We start from the raw sequence: 16,133 nt of genomic DNA on the forward strand, positions 1-16,133 counted from the left end.
TACATCAAGAAACTACGGCAGCGCCACTCACAAACAATCGCCTGCTTCCGCCGGTTTTCCATTTTCTGTTAGGATGCTTTTGGATCTTTGTTTGTTTCATGCAAAGACAAGAGGCTCCCCCCCTGCCTGATATGCTCCCCTTAAGGTAGACAGGTGAAATAATAAAACCTGCTGCTGTAAAGGGAGCTTTTTTCATGCCTAATAAACAATATAGTGCGTCGGAGAAATTCGCCATCCTACAGGAAATCGAAAGTGGCCAGATCGGCGTTAAGGCTGCAGCTAAAAAATACGGTATTCCCAAAACCACCTTGGTGAAATGGCGACGTCGTTATGAGGTGTACGGGTACGAAGGGTTAGAGAGACAAACTCGCAATCGAAGTTATTCAGCCGAGCTTAAGCTGCAAGCGGTGACCGATTACCTCTACGGGGAATTGTCCCAATATCAAGTCATCGATAAGTACAAGATCGCCAGCCGAACCCAACTCTCTAACTGGGTGAAGAAGTATAATGGTCATAGCAGCTTGCAAACCTATGGAGGGGGAACAAAAGCTATGACCAAGGGGCGTTCGACAACTTGGGAAGAACGAATCGATATCGTTTTGTATTGTCTTGCACATCACCATGACTACCGGAAGACGGCGGACCAGTACCAGGTCTCCTACCAACAAGTGTATCAATGGGTAAAGAAATATGAAGCTGGCGGTCAGGATGCGCTGCAGGATGGCCGAGGTCGAAAGAAAGCGCTCGAGGAGTTAACTGAAGTGGATCGCCACAGGCTCGCGATGAAGAAGCTAGAGTATGAAAATGAGCGGCTTCGGGCGGAGAATGCTTTCTTAAAAAAGTTACAGGAATTCGGAAGGAGGCGACGCTAAGCCAACACCGACAGGAGAATGTCTACCTTGCCATTCAAGCGGTTCAGCAAGAAGGACCATTCAGTGTGCAACTTTTGTGTGAAATCGCCGGGATTCCACGGTCGAGCTATTACAAATGGTTGAATCGCAAACCCAGTTCCCGCGAGCTGGAAAACCAGCATCTGATGGATGTCATGACCGCGCTGTACGAAAAGGTTGGCGGCATCTACGGTTACCGCCGATTAACACTGCATATGCGCCGACAGACCGAGCAACAGATAAACCACAAACGTATTCGGCGTCTAATGAAGCTGAAGGGAATCCAGTCGGTGATCCGCAGGAAGAGAAAGAGATACGCGCGCTCAGCCCCGCAGCAAGTGGCCGAGAACCTGTTAAACCGCCAGTTTCACGCAGAAGCACCGAATGAGAAATGGGTAACCGATGTAACGGAATTGAAATACGGTAGTGCTCAGAAGGCGTATTTAAGTGCGATACTCGATCTTCATGACAACACGATTGTCTCTTATGTTTTAGGGCATTCCAACAACAATAGTCTTGTATTCCAAACGGTGAAATTGGCTTTGCAAGCGGCACCGGGGAGCACGCCCATGCTTCATAGCGACCGGGGCTTTCAGTATACCTCTTTAAGGTTCAAAACGCTCTTTGCCGACAAACTAACCCAGAGCATGTCCCGGGTTGGCAGGTGTATCGATAACGGTCCAATGGAAGCATTCTGGGGAAACCTGAAATGCGAGAGGTATTATTTGCATACATACAGTACCTTTGAGGAACTCAAAAAAGACATTGATGCCTACATTTACTTTTACAATAACGAGCGATTGCAGGCAAAACTAAACGGCCTCAGTCCTATGGAATTCAGGACCAAGGCCGCTTAACTGATTTTTATTTTTTTACTGTCTACTTGACGGGGTGCAGTTCAGCCTGCCAAGGGAGAGCCTCTTCAACCTTACCGGGTTCTCGCTGCCGCCCGGCCTTCCCGAACGAATCGGGCCGCCTCCGCCATCCGCTCCTCGTCCACCGCTTCCAGCGTCACGAAGCCGTGCGGCTTGTGCCGCTCCAGCAGCTCCAAGAACAGCGGATAATGAAGCTCGCCGAATCCTGCCGCCGTCTCCGAGAGCACGCGTTCGCTTCCCGGCGCAGAGGGCCTCCTGTTGACAGGCGGCCTTCGTCTGCGATTGCCTTGCTTGCCGGTCAGTCCCGGCTCCAAATCTTGGCGAGCAGGCGGAGCATCTCGACATACAGCCAGACCAGCGTCACCATCAGGCCGAACGCCCCGTACCACTCCATATACTTGGGAGCGCCCCGACGCGCCCCTTCCTCGATAAAATCGAAGTCCAGAACGAGGTTCAGCGCCGCGACCGCGACGATGACGAGCGAGATGCCGATGCCGATCCAGCTGTTGTCGTGAAGGTACGGAACCGTCACGCCGAACAGGCCGAGAATGAAGCTGATCAGATACACCAGCGCGATCCCGGCCGTCGCTGCGAACACGCCCAGCTTGAAGTTCTCCGTCGCCTTGACGATTCTAGTCTTGTAAGCCAGCAGCAGGGCGATGAACACGCCCATCGTCAACAGCGCGGCCTGAAGCGTGATCCCATGGTACAGATCTTCGTACGTCGCGGACAGCGCGCCGAGGAACACTCCTTCGAGCACCGCGTACACCGGCACCAGATAAGGCGCCGTCTTCGGCTTAAAGCTGACGACCAGAGCCAGAACAAACCCGATGACCGCGCCTCCGATCGCGTAGCCCGACACGTCCTCTCCGTCGAAATACCGCGACCACGTCACGAACGCGCCGCCCAGAAGCAAAGCCAGCACGATGAACGACTTATTGACCGTGCCTTCGATCGTCATGCCCGACGATCCCAAATACCTTCCCGTCCGTTCGAACGTCTTCTCATTCAAGGTCGGATTGCCGCTGCGCCCGATCAATGTTCGATCCCCTCCGTTTCAGTATACTGTCCCGATTGTAGCATATCCCGTTCGTTTCTCCCAGATGCTTCCTCTTCTCTGCCGAATAGCCGGCGACCCGAAGACGGAAAGATGGGGTGATCGGCCCCCAAAACCGGGTTCGAAATCAGGCGCATTTTTTGATACAATAATTGAAAATCGCTTGCACAAGGGGATCGTTATGGATTACATCAGCACTCGAGGGAAAGTAGGGGCGATCGGGTTCATCGATGCCGTCCTGATGGGACTGGCCGACGACGGAGGCCTGCTCGTTCCGAAGACTATCCCGCAAGTATCGGCAGACACGCTCGCCAACTGGCGGAGGCTTTCGTATCCGGAGCTGGCGCTTGAAGTCTTTTCGCTTTATATGAGTGAGGAAATCCCGCGCGAAGACCTGAAGAAGCTCGTAGACGACAGCTACGCGACGTTCCGCGACGAGCACGTGACCCCCGTTCGCCGGGTGAAAAACAACCTGCATATTCTCGAGCTGTTCCACGGGCCGACGTTCGCGTTCAAGGACATCGCCCTGCAATTTTTGGGGAATTTATACGCCTACATCTCGCGCCGGAAAAATTCCATCATCCACATTCTCGGGGCGACCTCCGGAGACACGGGGGCTTCGGCGATCGAGGGCGTTCGCGGCAAGGAAGGCATCCGGATTTGCATTCTTCATCCGCACGGCAAGGTAAGCAAGGTGCAGGAGCTGCAAATGACGACGGTGGACGACGCCAACGTGCTGAATCTGTCCGTCGACGGCAACTTTGACGACTGCCAGCGCATCATCAAGGAGCTGTTCGCGGACGTGCCGTTCAAGCAGAAATATCACCTGCGCGCCATCAACTCCATCAACATCGCCCGCGTGCTGGCGCAGACGGTTTACTATTTCTACGCTTACTTCCAGCTTGAGAATCAAGGCCAGGCAGGCCCCGTCAATTTCAGCGTGCCGACGGGGAATTTCGGAGACATCTTCGCGGGGTACTTGGCCAAGAAAATGGGACTTCCGGTCGGCAAGCTCATTCTGGCGACGAATGAGAACAACATTCTCGAACGCTTCGTGCGCGAAGGCGTCTATGAGCCGGGCGAGTTCCATATGACGTACAGCCCGTCCATGGACATTCAGGTGGCGAGCAACTTCGAGCGCTATCTGTACTACCTGTACGGGGAAGACGCCGCGGCCGTCTCGGCGCTGATGGAAGGCTTCAAGAAGGAAGGCAAGATCGTCGTTCCGGGCGAGAAGCTGCGGCAGGTGCAGGCCGACTTCGCCGCTTACGGCGTGCAGAACGACGAGTGCCTCGCCACGGTCGGCCAATATCACGACGAGTACGGTTACTTGCTCGATCCGCACACCGCTTGCGGCGTCGCGGCGGCCGACAGGCTGGCGGGCGACGGCGAGGTGACCGTGGCGCTGGCGACGGCGCACCCGGCCAAATTCAACGAAGCGATCGAGCTTCTCCAGATCGAGCAGACGTTCCCGCCGCAAATTGAGGCGCTGTTCGACAAGCCGCAGCGGCAGACGCTGGTCGGCGGCTCGAACGAAGCGGTGAAGGCGGAGCTGCTGAAGTTCTTTTAAGCTATAAGAAAATGCAAGGGGCAGTCCGCGGGGGCCGCCCCTTTCTCTTTAGCGAATATAGGTTGCCTGCTCCGCTTCCCCTTCCATGCCTTCCGGCCAGCGCACGCTGAGCCGCACGTCTTCCGGCGCTTCGGCCCGCAGCTTCATCCGGCCGCCGTCGACCCGCCAGCTTACGGCGACTTGGCCGCCTTGCGGCAGCGGAACGGAGCCGCGGGCCCAGGTCAAGCCGCAAGGCTGCGGGGCGATCTCGACCGATTGCCAGCCGTCGTCCAGCCGTTTGACCCCGAGGATGCTCTCGCCGAGGAAGTAACCCGGCGCGGCCGACCACGCATGGCAGTGGCTGCGGGTCAGCATATCCGGGTCGGCCCGGTTCTCCGCGAAGTTCGGGTACATCTCCCAGCAGGTCGTCGCGCCGTGCGCCAGCATGCTGCCGTACTGCTTGCGAATGTCGTCCAGCATCCGCTCATAACGGCCCGACTTGACGAGCGCTTCGTAGTAGAAAAACGACATGAACGGGCTGCCGATCTGCACGAATTCCGGCGGCGGCGAGACGAGATAGCGCTCCAGCGTCTCGCGCCGGTCCCCTTCGGCCGCGCCGCACAGGTAAGCGACGACCTGCGTCTGCATGCTGAAGATCTCGGACCGTCTTCCGTCCGCGTGAATGCAATCCAAGTAAGCCTGACGCGGCTCATCCCACAAGTGCGCTTGAATCGCCCGCAACAGCTTGTCGGCGCTGTCCCTGAACGCTTCGGCCTCCTCCTGCGCGCCGGCGAGTTCGCCGAGCTGCGCGGCATCCCGCAGCGCTTTGACGAGGAACAGGTTCTGATGCGTTACGATGCCGTCGCCCGGCTGGTCGATCGGTGCCCAATCGAGCAAGTTCCAGCCTCGGATCGCAAGCAGGCCGTCCGCGTTCAGATGCGTCAGGTAGTGCTTCAGCGTGCGCTGCACGGCCGGCCATATCGATCGGGCGAAGGTCAGGTCGCCGGTATGGGCGGCAAACTCCCGGCAGGCGATCGCCCAGAAGAATGTCCAGTTCGGGATGACGCTGTTCCAGGCGCTGGGCACCTGATCCAGATAGAGCGGCGTCTGGTCGGCGGAGCCCGGAACGAGGTTCAGGCAGCGCTTCACGATGTCGGTAGCCCCGAAAACGTAATAATTGACCAGCGCTTCGTTGCGGCTGTCGCCGACCCAGAACACCTGCTCGTATGCCGGACAGTCGACGAACGTGTCCTCCATGCACAGCCGGGTCGTATGCCGGCTGATCTCCCAAATTTCGTTGAGCAGCGAATCGGAGCAGCGGAAGTCGCCGTTTTCCGCTACGGGGTATGAGCTTTGGTTGATGTAGATTTCGTGCAGCTTGACGGGGTCCCGGGCACCTCTTACCGTCACGATCAGGTAGCGAAAACCACGCCGCACGGGCGACAAGTAGCACTGCCGGCCTTCGCGGCACGTATAGCGGACCGTGTTGTCCAGGCCGTACGTGTGCTGGATATAGTCGTCCCGCAAGTATTCGACGCCGTACAAGTCGACGACGGTGCCCGCCGGCGCTTCGATCTCGAAGCCGACGAAGCCCGAACGCTCCTTGCCGAAGTCGATCGTTAACTCGCAGTCGCCGTCTTTGAAATACGGCAGCACGGCCGGCTCCGGCACGGGCAGAATGGCGTTCGCGAGAGAAGCGGGCACGGCGCGCTTCTCCGCGACGGTTCGCCAGACGCTGGAGCCGAACGCGTCGGCCTCCGTGTACAAGCCCGCTTCCACCGGGCGGAGCCAAGACCGGTAGGCCAGCAGCTCTTGCACCGTTGAAGCGTGCTTCAGGCTCGCGTAGTCCGGATGGTCGCGGCGCACCTCCCGGCCCGGGAGATAATCGATATGCTCGGTATGGTCGAAAGGCCCCGCCGTCGCCAGCGGAACGGACGTCTCTTTTTCACCGAGCGGGTTCGTTAATTGGAAAGGAACTTCGCTGTCGATGCCGATATGGAAGCTGCCGCCGTGGTCGGTTGACGTTACGTCGTAGACGACAAGATGGTCGCCCGCTTCCAGGTTCAGCTCGTAGTAGCGTTCCGGCACCCGCCCGCTCCACGACTCGATCCTCCGCCCGTCGACGTACAGATCTCCCGGCTTCGCGCCGCCCGGGAAGCCGATGGTCGCCCGGCCGCTTCGCTCCATCCGGAGCACGGTCGCCAGATAGCCGCAATAGCCGATCGGATTGGCGTGATTCGCGCTCTCCGGCACCATCTGGTTGCGGAGATCGAGGGCGGCCGTGTAGGCCGGCGCCTTCACGCGGCGGACGGACAGCACCCGGGACGGATACAGCTTCTCCTCCGTCAGGAACGGAATGTCGCGCGGCACGAGCCGCAGCCACGGCGCGGTCCCGGCCGGCCCGACCGGGCGGGCGGGCGCCCACGCCGCATCGTCGTAAGCGGGCTCGGTCCAGTCGCCGTCCGCCTCCCGGGCGTCGATCGCTTCCGCGAAGCCCTGCTGGCAGGACATGCGCGGCGATTCGGACGCCTGGCCCGCCAGCTTCCGCGTGCGCCACGACGCGTCCGTCGCCAGCAGCGGGCGGCCGCCCGCCTCCAGCTCGGCGATGAGCCCGCCTTTTCCCCGCAAATAATAGAAATTGGACACGCCGAAGTGCAGCGCCAGCACCGCCACCGTATTCGGCGCCCCCGCTCGCAGAAGGCTCCCGACCTCATACGTGTCGTAAAATTGCTCCTTCGGCCAAGACCGAACCGGGCCCCGTCCGATCCGTTCCCCGTTGACGTACAGCACGTAGCGGGAATCCGCGCTAATATGCAGCCGAGCCTCGCCGCCGAAGTCGGCGGGGCATTCGAACGAGCGCCGGAAGCAGCGCCACTCGTTCCGCGGGCTCTCCGTCTCGCCGCCCCAAATCCACGAAGCCGTCCATGCCCGATCGGCCATCCTTTTCACCCTCGTCAGTTGAAATGGCTTTCACTCTCATTCTAGCGGCCGGAACCGGGCAAAAAAGGGTTGATCGCGCCATCGATCGGGGGTATTCTGACAGGTGAAAAGGAAGGAGCGGATGCCATGGTCCGGAAACCGGCCGAACGGACGCCGGCTCATCTGTATTTCGACGGGGAGCTGCCTTTCTACGTCAATCGGGTGTCCGAGTCGTACGAGCTGCATTTGCACGAGCATGAGTTTACGGAAATTTGCTACGTCGCGGAAGGCGGCGGATTCCACTACATCGGCGAGGAGACGCTGCCGGTCCGCCGCGGGGACGTGTTCGCGATTCCGCTCGGCACGACGCACGTGTTCCGCCCCCGCTCGACCGACCGCCGGCATCCGCTCGTCGTGTACAACTTCATTTTCATGGCGGAAAAGGTCGCTCGCGATCTGGAAGGGTTCCCGGGACTCCGTGAGCTGCCGCTGTCGCTGCAGCGGCTCAATCTGCGGCCCGGCTCGCCCGGGTGGACGTCGTTTCGCGACGCTTCGGGGGCGGTGCATGCCATTTTCAAGGATGCCTATGAGCAGTTTCGCTTGCGGGAGATCGGGTTTGTTGCCCGGATTTACGGCCTGTTCCTCATGCTGCTGACCGAGCTGGAACGGCATCTGGCCGGTCTGGAGAAGGGAAAGCCGGTTGTCCCTCCCCGAGACCGGTTGGTGGCGAATGCGCTCGACCTTGTGCACCGCGAGTACGCGTCTCCCCTCTCCGTCCGCCAAGCCTCGGAAGCCGCCGGGGTGAGCGAGCGGCATTTCCATCGGATGTTCGCCGCGGCCACCGGCACGACCTTCACTCGCTACCTGCAGGATGTTCGCATCGAGCGAAGCTGCGAGCTGCTGCGCGCGACGCGGATGACCGTTCAGGAGGTCGCCGAGGCGGTGGGGTATCAGGACAAAAAGTTTTTCTCGGGGTTGTTCCGGCAGCGGACGGGCCAAACGCCCGGGACTTACCGGAATGGGTGAGCGGACGGGGGCTTGTGGCTTTGGCCCCGTTTAGCCGCCGCGCGGCAGCAGAGCCTTCGCCAGCCGCGCGGCGGCCGGAAGCCGGGGACGGCGGATGCGTCCGACGTAACGGTAATCGGTCAGCTCGACCCCCGCGTCCTTGAGCGCATAGGAGAAATCGTCGTCCAGCAGAAGGCGGTATTCCCAGACTCTTTTCTCCCAGGAAGGAATAAGCTTCCCGAGCCGTTCGTCGTCGAGCGCCGGGTGGACGTACGTCTCGCTGACGCCATCCGGGAGGTCATAAAGCTTCGCGATCATCGATTGCCGGAACGATTCGTACGTCTCGCCTGCTTCCGCGTGATAGGGATGACTGAGCAGGTAATCCGGCAAGCCGACGCCGAGCGCATCCGCGAGTGCGACGACCGTATCCAGCATTCGCTGCGCCCCGTCCTGCGAGGCTACCGACGCATTGAGCGCATCCTTCGGCCAGAAACGCCTGAACAATCGAAACGGCAGCCTGCGTCGGGAACACTGCCAGAGCGCCTGGGGCAGATAACTTCGTCCCGTCGCGAGCCCGTACAGGCTGCCCATATGATTGTCAGCGTGCGACAGGTTGAGTCCCGCCCTCCGGGCCGCCTCAAATTGCGCGCGAATCTCCCGCCGCACCGCTCCGGGGTCCGCCTGCCGCTCGAATTCCTCGACCGTCCGGTACATGAATCCCTCTTCGTCGTGCAGCGACGGATCGCCGGTCAGACTTCGCCAGCGAACGGCATCGTACTCGCTCGTGAACGTCAAGTGCAACCCCACGTTGGCCGCACCGCGCCTGCGGCACCATTCGGCCGCCTCGGCGAACCCCGGAGCCGGCGCCATAATCGTCGCCGAAGACGCCTTGCCTTCCTCCAGCAGATGCATAATCGCTTGATTCGCCGGCGGGCTTTGCCCGAAATCGTCGCAGTTCAGAATGAGCTTTTTGACCACAGTCATCCCCCTTCTCCCGATCCGTCCAACGCTCCAGCGTCCAATCGTGTACTTTGCGAATGAAAGTTTGCCGAAGAGTCTCAGAAACTGAGCCACTTTGGCCGTTGCGGCCGAGTGTACGACGGAAGGGTCTCAGCGTCTGAGCGTCTGAGCTACTTTGGCTATTTCAACCGAACGTCTGCTAATGAGCCTCAACATCTGAGCTACTTTGGCCGTATCGGGCGAAAGTTCTCCGAAGAGTCTCAGCATTTGAGTTACATTGGTCGTTGTAGCCGAGCATCCGCAAAAGAGTCTCAGCATTTGAGTTACATTGGCGGATACGGCCGTAACTTCGCTGAAGAGTCTCAGAAGCTGAGCCACATTGGCTGTTGCGGCCGAGTGTTCGCCGGAAGAGTCTCGGCGTCTGAACCAGGTCCCCGGCTCACCTGCTCGGTCCGGCGTCCAGGCTCACGGTTCCCCCATCCGCCTTCGCCTTGCCGCCGCCGCCCAGTCCTGGCGTTGCGCCGACCGCCCCTGCGGGCGGGCCTTCGCCCGGAGCCCCCAGATCCTTCATGAACAAGGAAGTGACGAACGAGATGGCCAGCAGAATGAGCGGAACGACGCTGATCAGCACCCGGAACGTCGTCTCCGGGCGCGGCCCGGGCTCGTCGCCGCTGACGTAGCCGAAGATCGTCCCGACGACCCAGAACGCCAGCGCCGAGATGAGCCCGCTCGACCGGGTGATGAAGCCGCCGACCGCCGTATAGATGCCTTCCCTTCGGCGGCCCGTTCTCTCCGCGTCGAGGTCGATGATCCGGCCGCTCAGCACGGCGGGCGTGACGAGGAAGCCGGCCATGCCGAAGCCGACTACAATGCCGGCCGCGACGCCGCCCCCGAGGTTCTGTCCGAACCAGAGCGGCACGGCCGAGAGCCCGTAAACGGCAAGCGCGAGCTGCCAGCTGCGGAGCCCGCCCAGCTTGCGGACGATGACGTACCAGACCGCGACGAGCGGGATGATCGACACGAAGACGGAAGCGAGCAGGATAGACACCTGATTCTCGGGGATATGGAGTGCGTACTTGGCGTAGAAAGGAATCATCGAACCGAGCAGGCCGTTGACCGTCTGGGCGAACGAATTGGCGATGTTGAACGTCCAGAACGGCTTGTTCTTCAGCGTCTCGCGGAACGCCTCCCGCAGCGGGAGCGGCGCTTCCTTGCGAGCCTCCTCGCTCTCCCGCACCGAGAACGCGAACCAGAGCATGAAGATCGCGAACACCGCCGCATACAGAACGGCCATCGGGCCGAAGCCGAAGGCGTTGTAGACGATCGGGGTCAGCGCGGTGCCGATCAGAACGGCGCCGATCTGGAATCCCTGCTGGATCGCGGACGCCTTCGCCCGCAGCCGCTCGCCCCGGAACAGTTCCGGGAAGAGCGCGCCATAGTTGACCCACAACAGCGTGGATACGCTTTCAAACAACACGAGCGCGGTCAGAAACCAGACGAACAGCCCGGTATCCCCCAGCCCGCGCGGGGCCGAGAACACCAGGATGAAGAAGAGCATGAAGAACGGAATCGAGGCGAAAATCCAGGGCCGCCGGCGGCCGTAACGGGTGTTCGTCCGGTCGGACAGATAGCCCGCCATCGGGTTGTTGACGGCGTCCCAGACGAGGTAGATCGTGCGGGCGACCGTGGCAAGCCCGACCCCGAGGCCGAGCTTTTCCACATAATAATAGCTGTAGAAGGAGCTGAACGCCTGGCTCGGCACCATCATGGCGAACATGCCCAGCGCGTATGCGGCTGGGGAATTGAGAAGCTTCCTGCTCATCGACTTGCCCCCCATCGCCATAGTAAAAGGCAGCTTGCGAGGAAACAAACTCTTGCGATTGCGTAGGCAGGCTCAACTTTATTCCCGTTCCAAAGCCAGCTCGCCCGTGCTTGGGTTCGCCAGCACGATCCGCGCGTCGTAGGTTGCGCCCGACGCGTCCTTGAACTTGAGCTTGCCGGTCTTGCCCTTCGTCACGAGGCTGCGCGCCATCGCGTCGGTGAGCGTCCGGCCGAGACTCTCCTTCCAGATGACGAAGGAGCATCCGCTCTTGTAGTGGCTGCAGCCGTACCCTCTGCGGCCGAGAAAAATCTGCCCGCCGCACCCCGGCCGCGGGCACGTGCCCACGACGGCCGGCCCCTGGCCCTCGGCCGTCGCCGCCGCAGGCGCTCGCGCGGCCACAGCCGTCGCCGCGGCGCCGCGCCCTTCCGCGCTGCCGGCCCGGCCCCGGCCCGCGCCGCTCTTGCCGCCGCCCGCCTTGCCGGGCGCGCCGGCAGCGCCCGATCCGCCGCCCGCTCCGCCGGAGCGGCGGGAGCCCCGCGCCGGCTTCTCCGGCCGCGCGAAGGCGCTCTTGACTGCGGGCCGCTGAACGCGCACCTTGTCGACGATCTGCACCGTGAACCGCTTCACATTGTTCATGAACTGCTCCGCCGACGCCTGCCCGCGCGCGATCTCGTTGAGCCGCTTCTCCCAAGCGCCGGTCATCTCCGGCGACGTGAGCAGCTCCACGCCCGCTCCGCGGATGAGCTCGACGGCCGTGCGCCCCTTGGGCGTAATGACGATCTTCTTGCCCTGCATGTCGATGTACCCGACGTTCTTCAGCCGCTCGATCGTCGCCGCCCGCGTCGCGGGCGTGCCGAGGCCGCTGTCCTTCATCGCTTCGCGCAGCTCCTCGTCCTCGACCTGCTTGCCCGCGCTCTCCATCGCCTTGAGCAGCGTGCCCTCCGTGAACGGCTTCGGCGGCTGCGTCTCCTTCGCCTTCACGGCCGCGTCCGCGCAGAGAACGGGCTGCGAGGCGTCCAGCTCGAAAACGCCGTCCGTCACCTCCTCTTCCACCGGCTCCTGCTCCTGCTCGTCGGACGGTTTGCTCCGCCCCTTGCGCGCGGAAGACTCGCCGTCCTCTTTGCCCTGGTCGGCGTAGATCGTCTTCCAGCCAAGCGACAACAGCTGCTTGATCGTCGTCTTGAAGCGCTCCTCCTCCACCTCCGTCAGCACCGTATGCACCTTGTACTCTGCCGCCGGGTAGAAATGCGACAGGAACCTCCGCACGATCAGATCGTAAATTTTCCGCTCGTCCGGACTGAGCGCTCCCGCTTTCTTCATCGTCGGCATGATCGCGTGGTGGTCCTCCACCTTGGCCGGATTGCACACCGCCTTGTTGTTCTTGTGCACGAACCGCTTCTCCGCTCCGCGGACGATGCCTTCGTATTCGGGCGCCCCGCGCAGCGAATCGAGAATGCGGTGCATCTCCGGGATGTTCTGCTCGTTGACGTAGTTCGAGTTCGTCCGCGGGTACGAGATGACCTTGTGCTTCTCGTACAACGCCTGGGCCACGTCCAGCGTCTTCTTCGCCGAGAAGCCGTATTTGCCGTTCGCTTCCCGCTGCAGCAGCGTCAGATCGTACAGCTTGAACGGGTACTCCTTCGTGTCCTTGACTTCGTAGCTCTCGATCCTCCCGGTCTTGCCCTTCACCTTCGCGGCGATGGCCTGCGCCTTCGCTTCGTCGGTCATCCGATCGCCCTGCCACAAACCGCGGTATGCCGTCGTTCCCTGCTCGAGAACCGCGCCGACCTCGTAATACTTCTGCGACTCGAACGACTCGATCTGCTTCTGCCGGTCATAAATCAGCGCCAGCACGGGCGTCTGCACCCGTCCAACCGACAGCAGCTCGTTATGCTTCGTCGTGAACGCCCTCGAGCCGTTCATGCCGATCAGCCAGTCGGCTTCGCTCCGGGCCCGCGCCGCTTCGGTGAGATTCGCGTATTCTTCTTCGTCCTTCAGCTCCTCGAACCCCCGGCGGATCGTCTCCGCCGTCAGGTCGGAGATCCACAGCCGGCGAACCGGATGGGGAAGCTTCAGATGCCGGCGGATGAGCGAGAAAATATGCTGCCCCTCCCGCCCGGCGTCGCAGGCGTTCACGATCGTATCGCAACGCGCCGCCAACTCCTTGATGACCTTCAATTGATCCTTCGTCTTCGGATTCGGCAGCAGCTTGAACTCCTCGGGAATGATCGGTAGATCGCCGAAGTTCCACTTCTTGTACTTCTCGTCGTAGCGATCCGGCTCCGCGAGCCCGATCAGATGCCCGATCGCCCAAGTGACGATATAACGCTCTCCCTCCAGATAATTCCGCATATTCTTCGCCTTCGGCTCGATGACCGACGCGATGTTGCGGCCCATGTCCGGCTTCTCCGCGATGACCAACGTTTTCACAGGGCACGTTCCTTTCGGGATATGGTTCTCGATGAATCGTCGTTCGTTCGTCCGTTACCTCCATTCTATCACATTCGGGCTTGTCCCCGGCCCGGCAGTTTCCTCTTCCGGCTGCATTCGTGAGACAAAAGGGCAGGGAGCCTGCAAAGCACAGGAATCCGAACGGCTCCGCATGGACGGCTGGATTCGCCGTCGGGGCCGTTCGTTCCCAACGTATCCTCCAGGGCGACGACGGGCAAAATAATGCAGACGTTCCTATCTTTCGGGGACGAGGCATGTATGGGTCTGGAGATGACGCATGGAGACGATAGGGATCACGACGCTCCGAACGCTGCTTGGGTTTGCGTTCCTGCTGCTTCTAACGCGGCTGCTCGGCAAGAAGCAGCTCGGGCAAATCACTTTTTTCACTTATATTACGGGAATTGCGCTCGGCAATATCGCGGGCGAACTGGTGGTCGAACGCGACGTCAGCGTCCTCGCGGGGCTGACCGGATTAACGGTCTGGGCGATGCTGACGATGGCCGTCGAGCAGGTCAGCCTCAAGTCGCCCAGGGCGAGGGTGCTGCTGGACGGGGAACCCTCGATCGTCATCAAGAACGGCCGGCTCGTCGAACGGGCCATCCGATCATCCAAGCTGAACATGGACGATTTGACGATGCTGCTGCGGGATAAAAATGTGTTCTCCATCCGGGAGGTCGATTACGCCATTTTCGAGCCGAACGGCAAGCTTAGCGTGCTTAAGAAGCAGGATGAGGAACCGGTCACGAAGAAGGACATGCAAATCGCGCCTCGGCCGCGCACTTTTCTGCCTTCGGAATTGATCGTCGACGGCAACGTCGTCGCCCAAAACCTGAAGGAATGGGGGCTGGACCGCGAATGGCTGAATCGGCAGTTGGAAAAGTCGGGCGTGCGTTCGGTCGAAGAGGTGTTTTACGCGGAGCTTGAGAGCGACGGCACCGTATACGTAGCCAAGAAACGGACGAAGCGATAGAGTCGGAAGGCCGGTTGCCAGAGAGGCAGCCGGCCTTCGCGTTTATTTCTTGACGATCGGAATCCAGATTTCGCTGCGGTAATCTTCTCCCCAAGCGTCGCCCGGCGGGTACACTTCCAGCTCGGGTCCGCCCGAATGCTCGTAGCCCGTCGAGGGGAACCATTCCTGGAAAATGCGCCCGATAGCCTCCTGAATGGCGCCGGGCATCGGGCCGACCACTTGGAAGATCGCCCACGTTGCCGCCGGTATCGTTCGAACGGAGAAGCCGGCGTCGGGCACGTCCGCTTCGGGGCGGCAGGCAATCATATAAGTGAAGTCCTCCTGATTCGGCTGCATGTCGAGGCAGATGCCGAACAGAACGTCGTCCGCCGCGGCGGAAGCGAGCTTGGCCGCCGTTCCGTCTTGATGGCAAGTTTGCCAGAACTTCGGAATGTCCCGGAGGTTCTGGCCGTCCCGGCACGAGACGTCGATCGTCCTGCCTAGTACCGTAAACGCTTCCTTTTCTACGATCCGATAATCCATATCCTTGTCTCCCTTCAGCGATAGGTGGAAGGAGATGCGGGGGAAAGCCTTGAGACGGACGCCTGGCTGCCGCGCTTCGGACGGCGAAATGCCGTGAACTTTGCGGAACGCCTTCGCGAACGACTCCGGCGAGTCGTAGCCGTACTTCAGCGCGACGTCGAGCACCTTGGCGGACGACGACGCCAGCTCCTGCGCGGCCAGCGTCAGCTTGCGCTTCCGGGCGTACTCGGCCACGGTCATGCCGGTCAGCATATGGAACATTCGCTGAAAATGGAACGGAGACGTATACGCTGCCCTGGCGATCTCCTCGATATCCAGGCGGTCCTCCATCGTCTCTTCCAGCTTATCGAGCGCGTTCTTCATCCGGTCGAACCATTCCAACCGCATCCCCTCCCGTGCTTCTCATCCTATCACCGAACGAACGGACGCTCCTGTCATTGCTTGCTTTCCCCGAACAGGTTGCCCGGCGTCTGCCGCTTCCTCATTCCTCATTCCTCGTCGCCTAGGATCGCCTGAACTCTGCCTACTTGTCCGTCCGTCAGCCGTACTTTGATGCCGTGCGGATGGAAGGCCGAGTTCGTCAGAAGGTCCTTGACCACGCCCCGCGTAAGCGCGCCCGTACGCTGGTCCTTCTTCAGGACGATATCCACCCGCATGCCCGGCCGGACGTCGCTGCGGTTTTTGCCGCTCCCTGCCATGCTGTCTTCACCTGCAATCCTGCGCAATTTGCCTCAGTGTACCACAACGCCGCTTCGTACAAAAGCCGATCCCCGACATCCGGGAACCGGCTCCGACGCCGAATCAGCTCAAGTAACGATCCGGCACCTATTCGATTTGGGATGACGGTTCTTTGCGAGGGCAATCGCCACAAGCGTCGCCTTCATAAACACGCTTGTTCATTTTCTTCGCTACCCTATCCGGCCTCCGCAATGACCGTTTGCGGCAGTTTGCCGATTTTCATTTTCACTTGTTCAAGATGTCCGATCAAACTACGGGTGTCCGTTGGGCGATGGTGTAAGCGTAACCCATGATGAACTGGGTTTCGGTTCCGACCTGCTCGGCGAGATCAGCGAATGCAGCTCAGAATCTGAGCCTCTTGGGCCGACGTTCGGC

13 protein-coding genes are annotated in these 16,133 nt (G+C 60.8%); 5 read left to right on the forward strand and 8 right to left on the reverse strand.

Going from position 1 to position 16,133, the window contains the following annotated elements; genetic code table 11:
• Positions 1-194 precede the first annotated feature (194 nt).
• A complete protein-coding gene (locus G485_RS0122725) occupies positions 195-872 on the forward strand; it encodes a helix-turn-helix domain-containing protein (protein ID WP_027094424.1) in 678 nt (225 codons plus the stop codon).
• A complete protein-coding gene (locus tag G485_RS0122730; RefSeq protein WP_156922555.1) occupies positions 851-1,747 on the forward strand; it encodes an IS3 family transposase in 897 nt (298 codons plus the stop codon). Before G485_RS0122725 ends, G485_RS0122730 begins: the two co-directional genes overlap by 22 nt.
• A gap of 71 nt (positions 1,748-1,818) precedes the next feature.
• Here G485_RS0122730 and G485_RS29565 read toward each other — a convergent pair whose 3' ends face one another.
• Positions 1,819-1,992: a hypothetical protein gene (locus G485_RS29565; RefSeq protein WP_240489247.1), complete on the reverse strand. Its 174-nt coding sequence runs from the start codon at positions 1,990-1,992 to the stop codon at positions 1,819-1,821.
• Positions 1,993-2,063: 71 nt separating this feature from the next.
• The gene (locus G485_RS0122740; RefSeq protein WP_027094426.1) at positions 2,064-2,804 is read right to left on the reverse strand and encodes a Bax inhibitor-1/YccA family protein; all 741 of its coding nucleotides are present in this window, start codon (positions 2,802-2,804) and stop codon (positions 2,064-2,066) included.
• A gap of 199 nt (positions 2,805-3,003) precedes the next feature.
• On the opposite strand from G485_RS0122740, the gene thrC reads away from it, so the two are divergent.
• Positions 3,004-4,392, forward strand: a complete 1,389-nt coding sequence (gene thrC / locus G485_RS0122745) for a threonine synthase (protein WP_027094427.1) — start codon at positions 3,004-3,006, stop codon at positions 4,390-4,392.
• A 48-nt stretch (positions 4,393-4,440) separates the two neighbouring features.
• On the opposite strand, the gene G485_RS0122750 is transcribed toward thrC, so the two are convergent.
• Entirely contained in the window at positions 4,441-7,311 is a 2,871-nt protein-coding gene (locus G485_RS0122750) for a family 78 glycoside hydrolase catalytic domain (RefSeq protein WP_035157808.1), read from the reverse strand.
• 126 nt (positions 7,312-7,437) lie between these two features.
• Between G485_RS0122750 and G485_RS0122755 the strand changes: the two genes are divergently transcribed.
• Entirely contained in the window at positions 7,438-8,316 is an 879-nt protein-coding gene (locus G485_RS0122755; RefSeq protein WP_027094429.1) for an AraC family transcriptional regulator, read from the forward strand.
• 30 nt (positions 8,317-8,346) lie between these two features.
• Here G485_RS0122755 and G485_RS0122760 read toward each other — a convergent pair whose 3' ends face one another.
• From G485_RS0122760 to G485_RS0122770, 3 genes are all read right to left on the reverse strand, one after another.
• Complete coding sequence (locus tag G485_RS0122760; RefSeq protein ID WP_035157811.1) at positions 8,347-9,279, reverse strand: polysaccharide deacetylase family protein; 933 nt, start codon at positions 9,277-9,279, stop codon at positions 8,347-8,349.
• Between the two features lie 415 nt (positions 9,280-9,694).
• Entirely contained in the window at positions 9,695-11,077 is a 1,383-nt protein-coding gene (locus G485_RS27885) for an MFS transporter (RefSeq protein ID WP_084423459.1), read from the reverse strand.
• Between the two features lie 78 nt (positions 11,078-11,155).
• Positions 11,156-13,507, reverse strand: a complete 2,352-nt coding sequence (locus G485_RS0122770) for a type IA DNA topoisomerase (RefSeq protein ID WP_027094431.1) — start codon at positions 13,505-13,507, stop codon at positions 11,156-11,158.
• A 298-nt stretch (positions 13,508-13,805) separates the two neighbouring features.
• On the opposite strand from G485_RS0122770, the gene G485_RS0122775 reads away from it, so the two are divergent.
• On the forward strand, positions 13,806-14,498 hold the full coding sequence (locus tag G485_RS0122775; RefSeq protein ID WP_027094432.1) for a DUF421 domain-containing protein: 693 nt from the start codon (positions 13,806-13,808) through the stop codon (positions 14,496-14,498).
• A 42-nt stretch (positions 14,499-14,540) separates the two neighbouring features.
• Here G485_RS0122775 and G485_RS0122780 read toward each other — a convergent pair whose 3' ends face one another.
• A complete protein-coding gene (locus G485_RS0122780; protein WP_035157813.1) occupies positions 14,541-15,407 on the reverse strand; it encodes an AraC family transcriptional regulator in 867 nt (288 codons plus the stop codon).
• Positions 15,408-15,508: 101 nt separating this feature from the next.
• Positions 15,509-15,718: a YwbE family protein gene (locus G485_RS0122785; RefSeq protein WP_027094434.1), complete on the reverse strand. Its 210-nt coding sequence runs from the start codon at positions 15,716-15,718 to the stop codon at positions 15,509-15,511.
• Between the last annotated feature and the right edge of the window lie 415 nt (positions 15,719-16,133).

This window comes from Cohnella thermotolerans DSM 17683 (assembly GCF_000429825.1).
Taxonomy (GTDB): Bacteria; Bacillota; Bacilli; order Paenibacillales; family Paenibacillaceae; genus Cohnella; species Cohnella thermotolerans.

Bases quoted from the DNA above. Each gene is read 5' to 3' on its own strand.
- G485_RS0122725 (WP_027094424.1), top strand. From the start codon at position 195: ATGCCTAATAAACAATATAGTGCGTCGGAGAAATTCGCCATCCTACAG.
- thrC (WP_027094427.1), top strand. From the start codon at position 3,004: ATGGATTACATCAGCACTCGAGGGAAAGTAGGGGCGATCGGGTTCATC.
- G485_RS0122750 (WP_035157808.1), bottom strand. From the start codon at position 7,311: ATGGCCGATCGGGCATGGACGGCTTCGTGGATTTGGGGCGGCGAGACG.
- G485_RS0122755 (WP_027094429.1), top strand. From the start codon at position 7,438: ATGGTCCGGAAACCGGCCGAACGGACGCCGGCTCATCTGTATTTCGAC.
- G485_RS0122760 (WP_035157811.1), bottom strand. From the start codon at position 9,279: ATGACTGTGGTCAAAAAGCTCATTCTGAACTGCGACGATTTCGGGCAA.
- G485_RS27885 (WP_084423459.1), bottom strand. From the start codon at position 11,077: ATGAGCAGGAAGCTTCTCAATTCCCCAGCCGCATACGCGCTGGGCATG.
- G485_RS0122775 (WP_027094432.1), top strand. From the start codon at position 13,806: ATGGAGACGATAGGGATCACGACGCTCCGAACGCTGCTTGGGTTTGCG.
- G485_RS0122780 (WP_035157813.1), bottom strand. From the start codon at position 15,407: ATGCGGTTGGAATGGTTCGACCGGATGAAGAACGCGCTCGATAAGCTG.
- G485_RS0122785 (WP_027094434.1), bottom strand. From the start codon at position 15,718: ATGGCAGGGAGCGGCAAAAACCGCAGCGACGTCCGGCCGGGCATGCGG.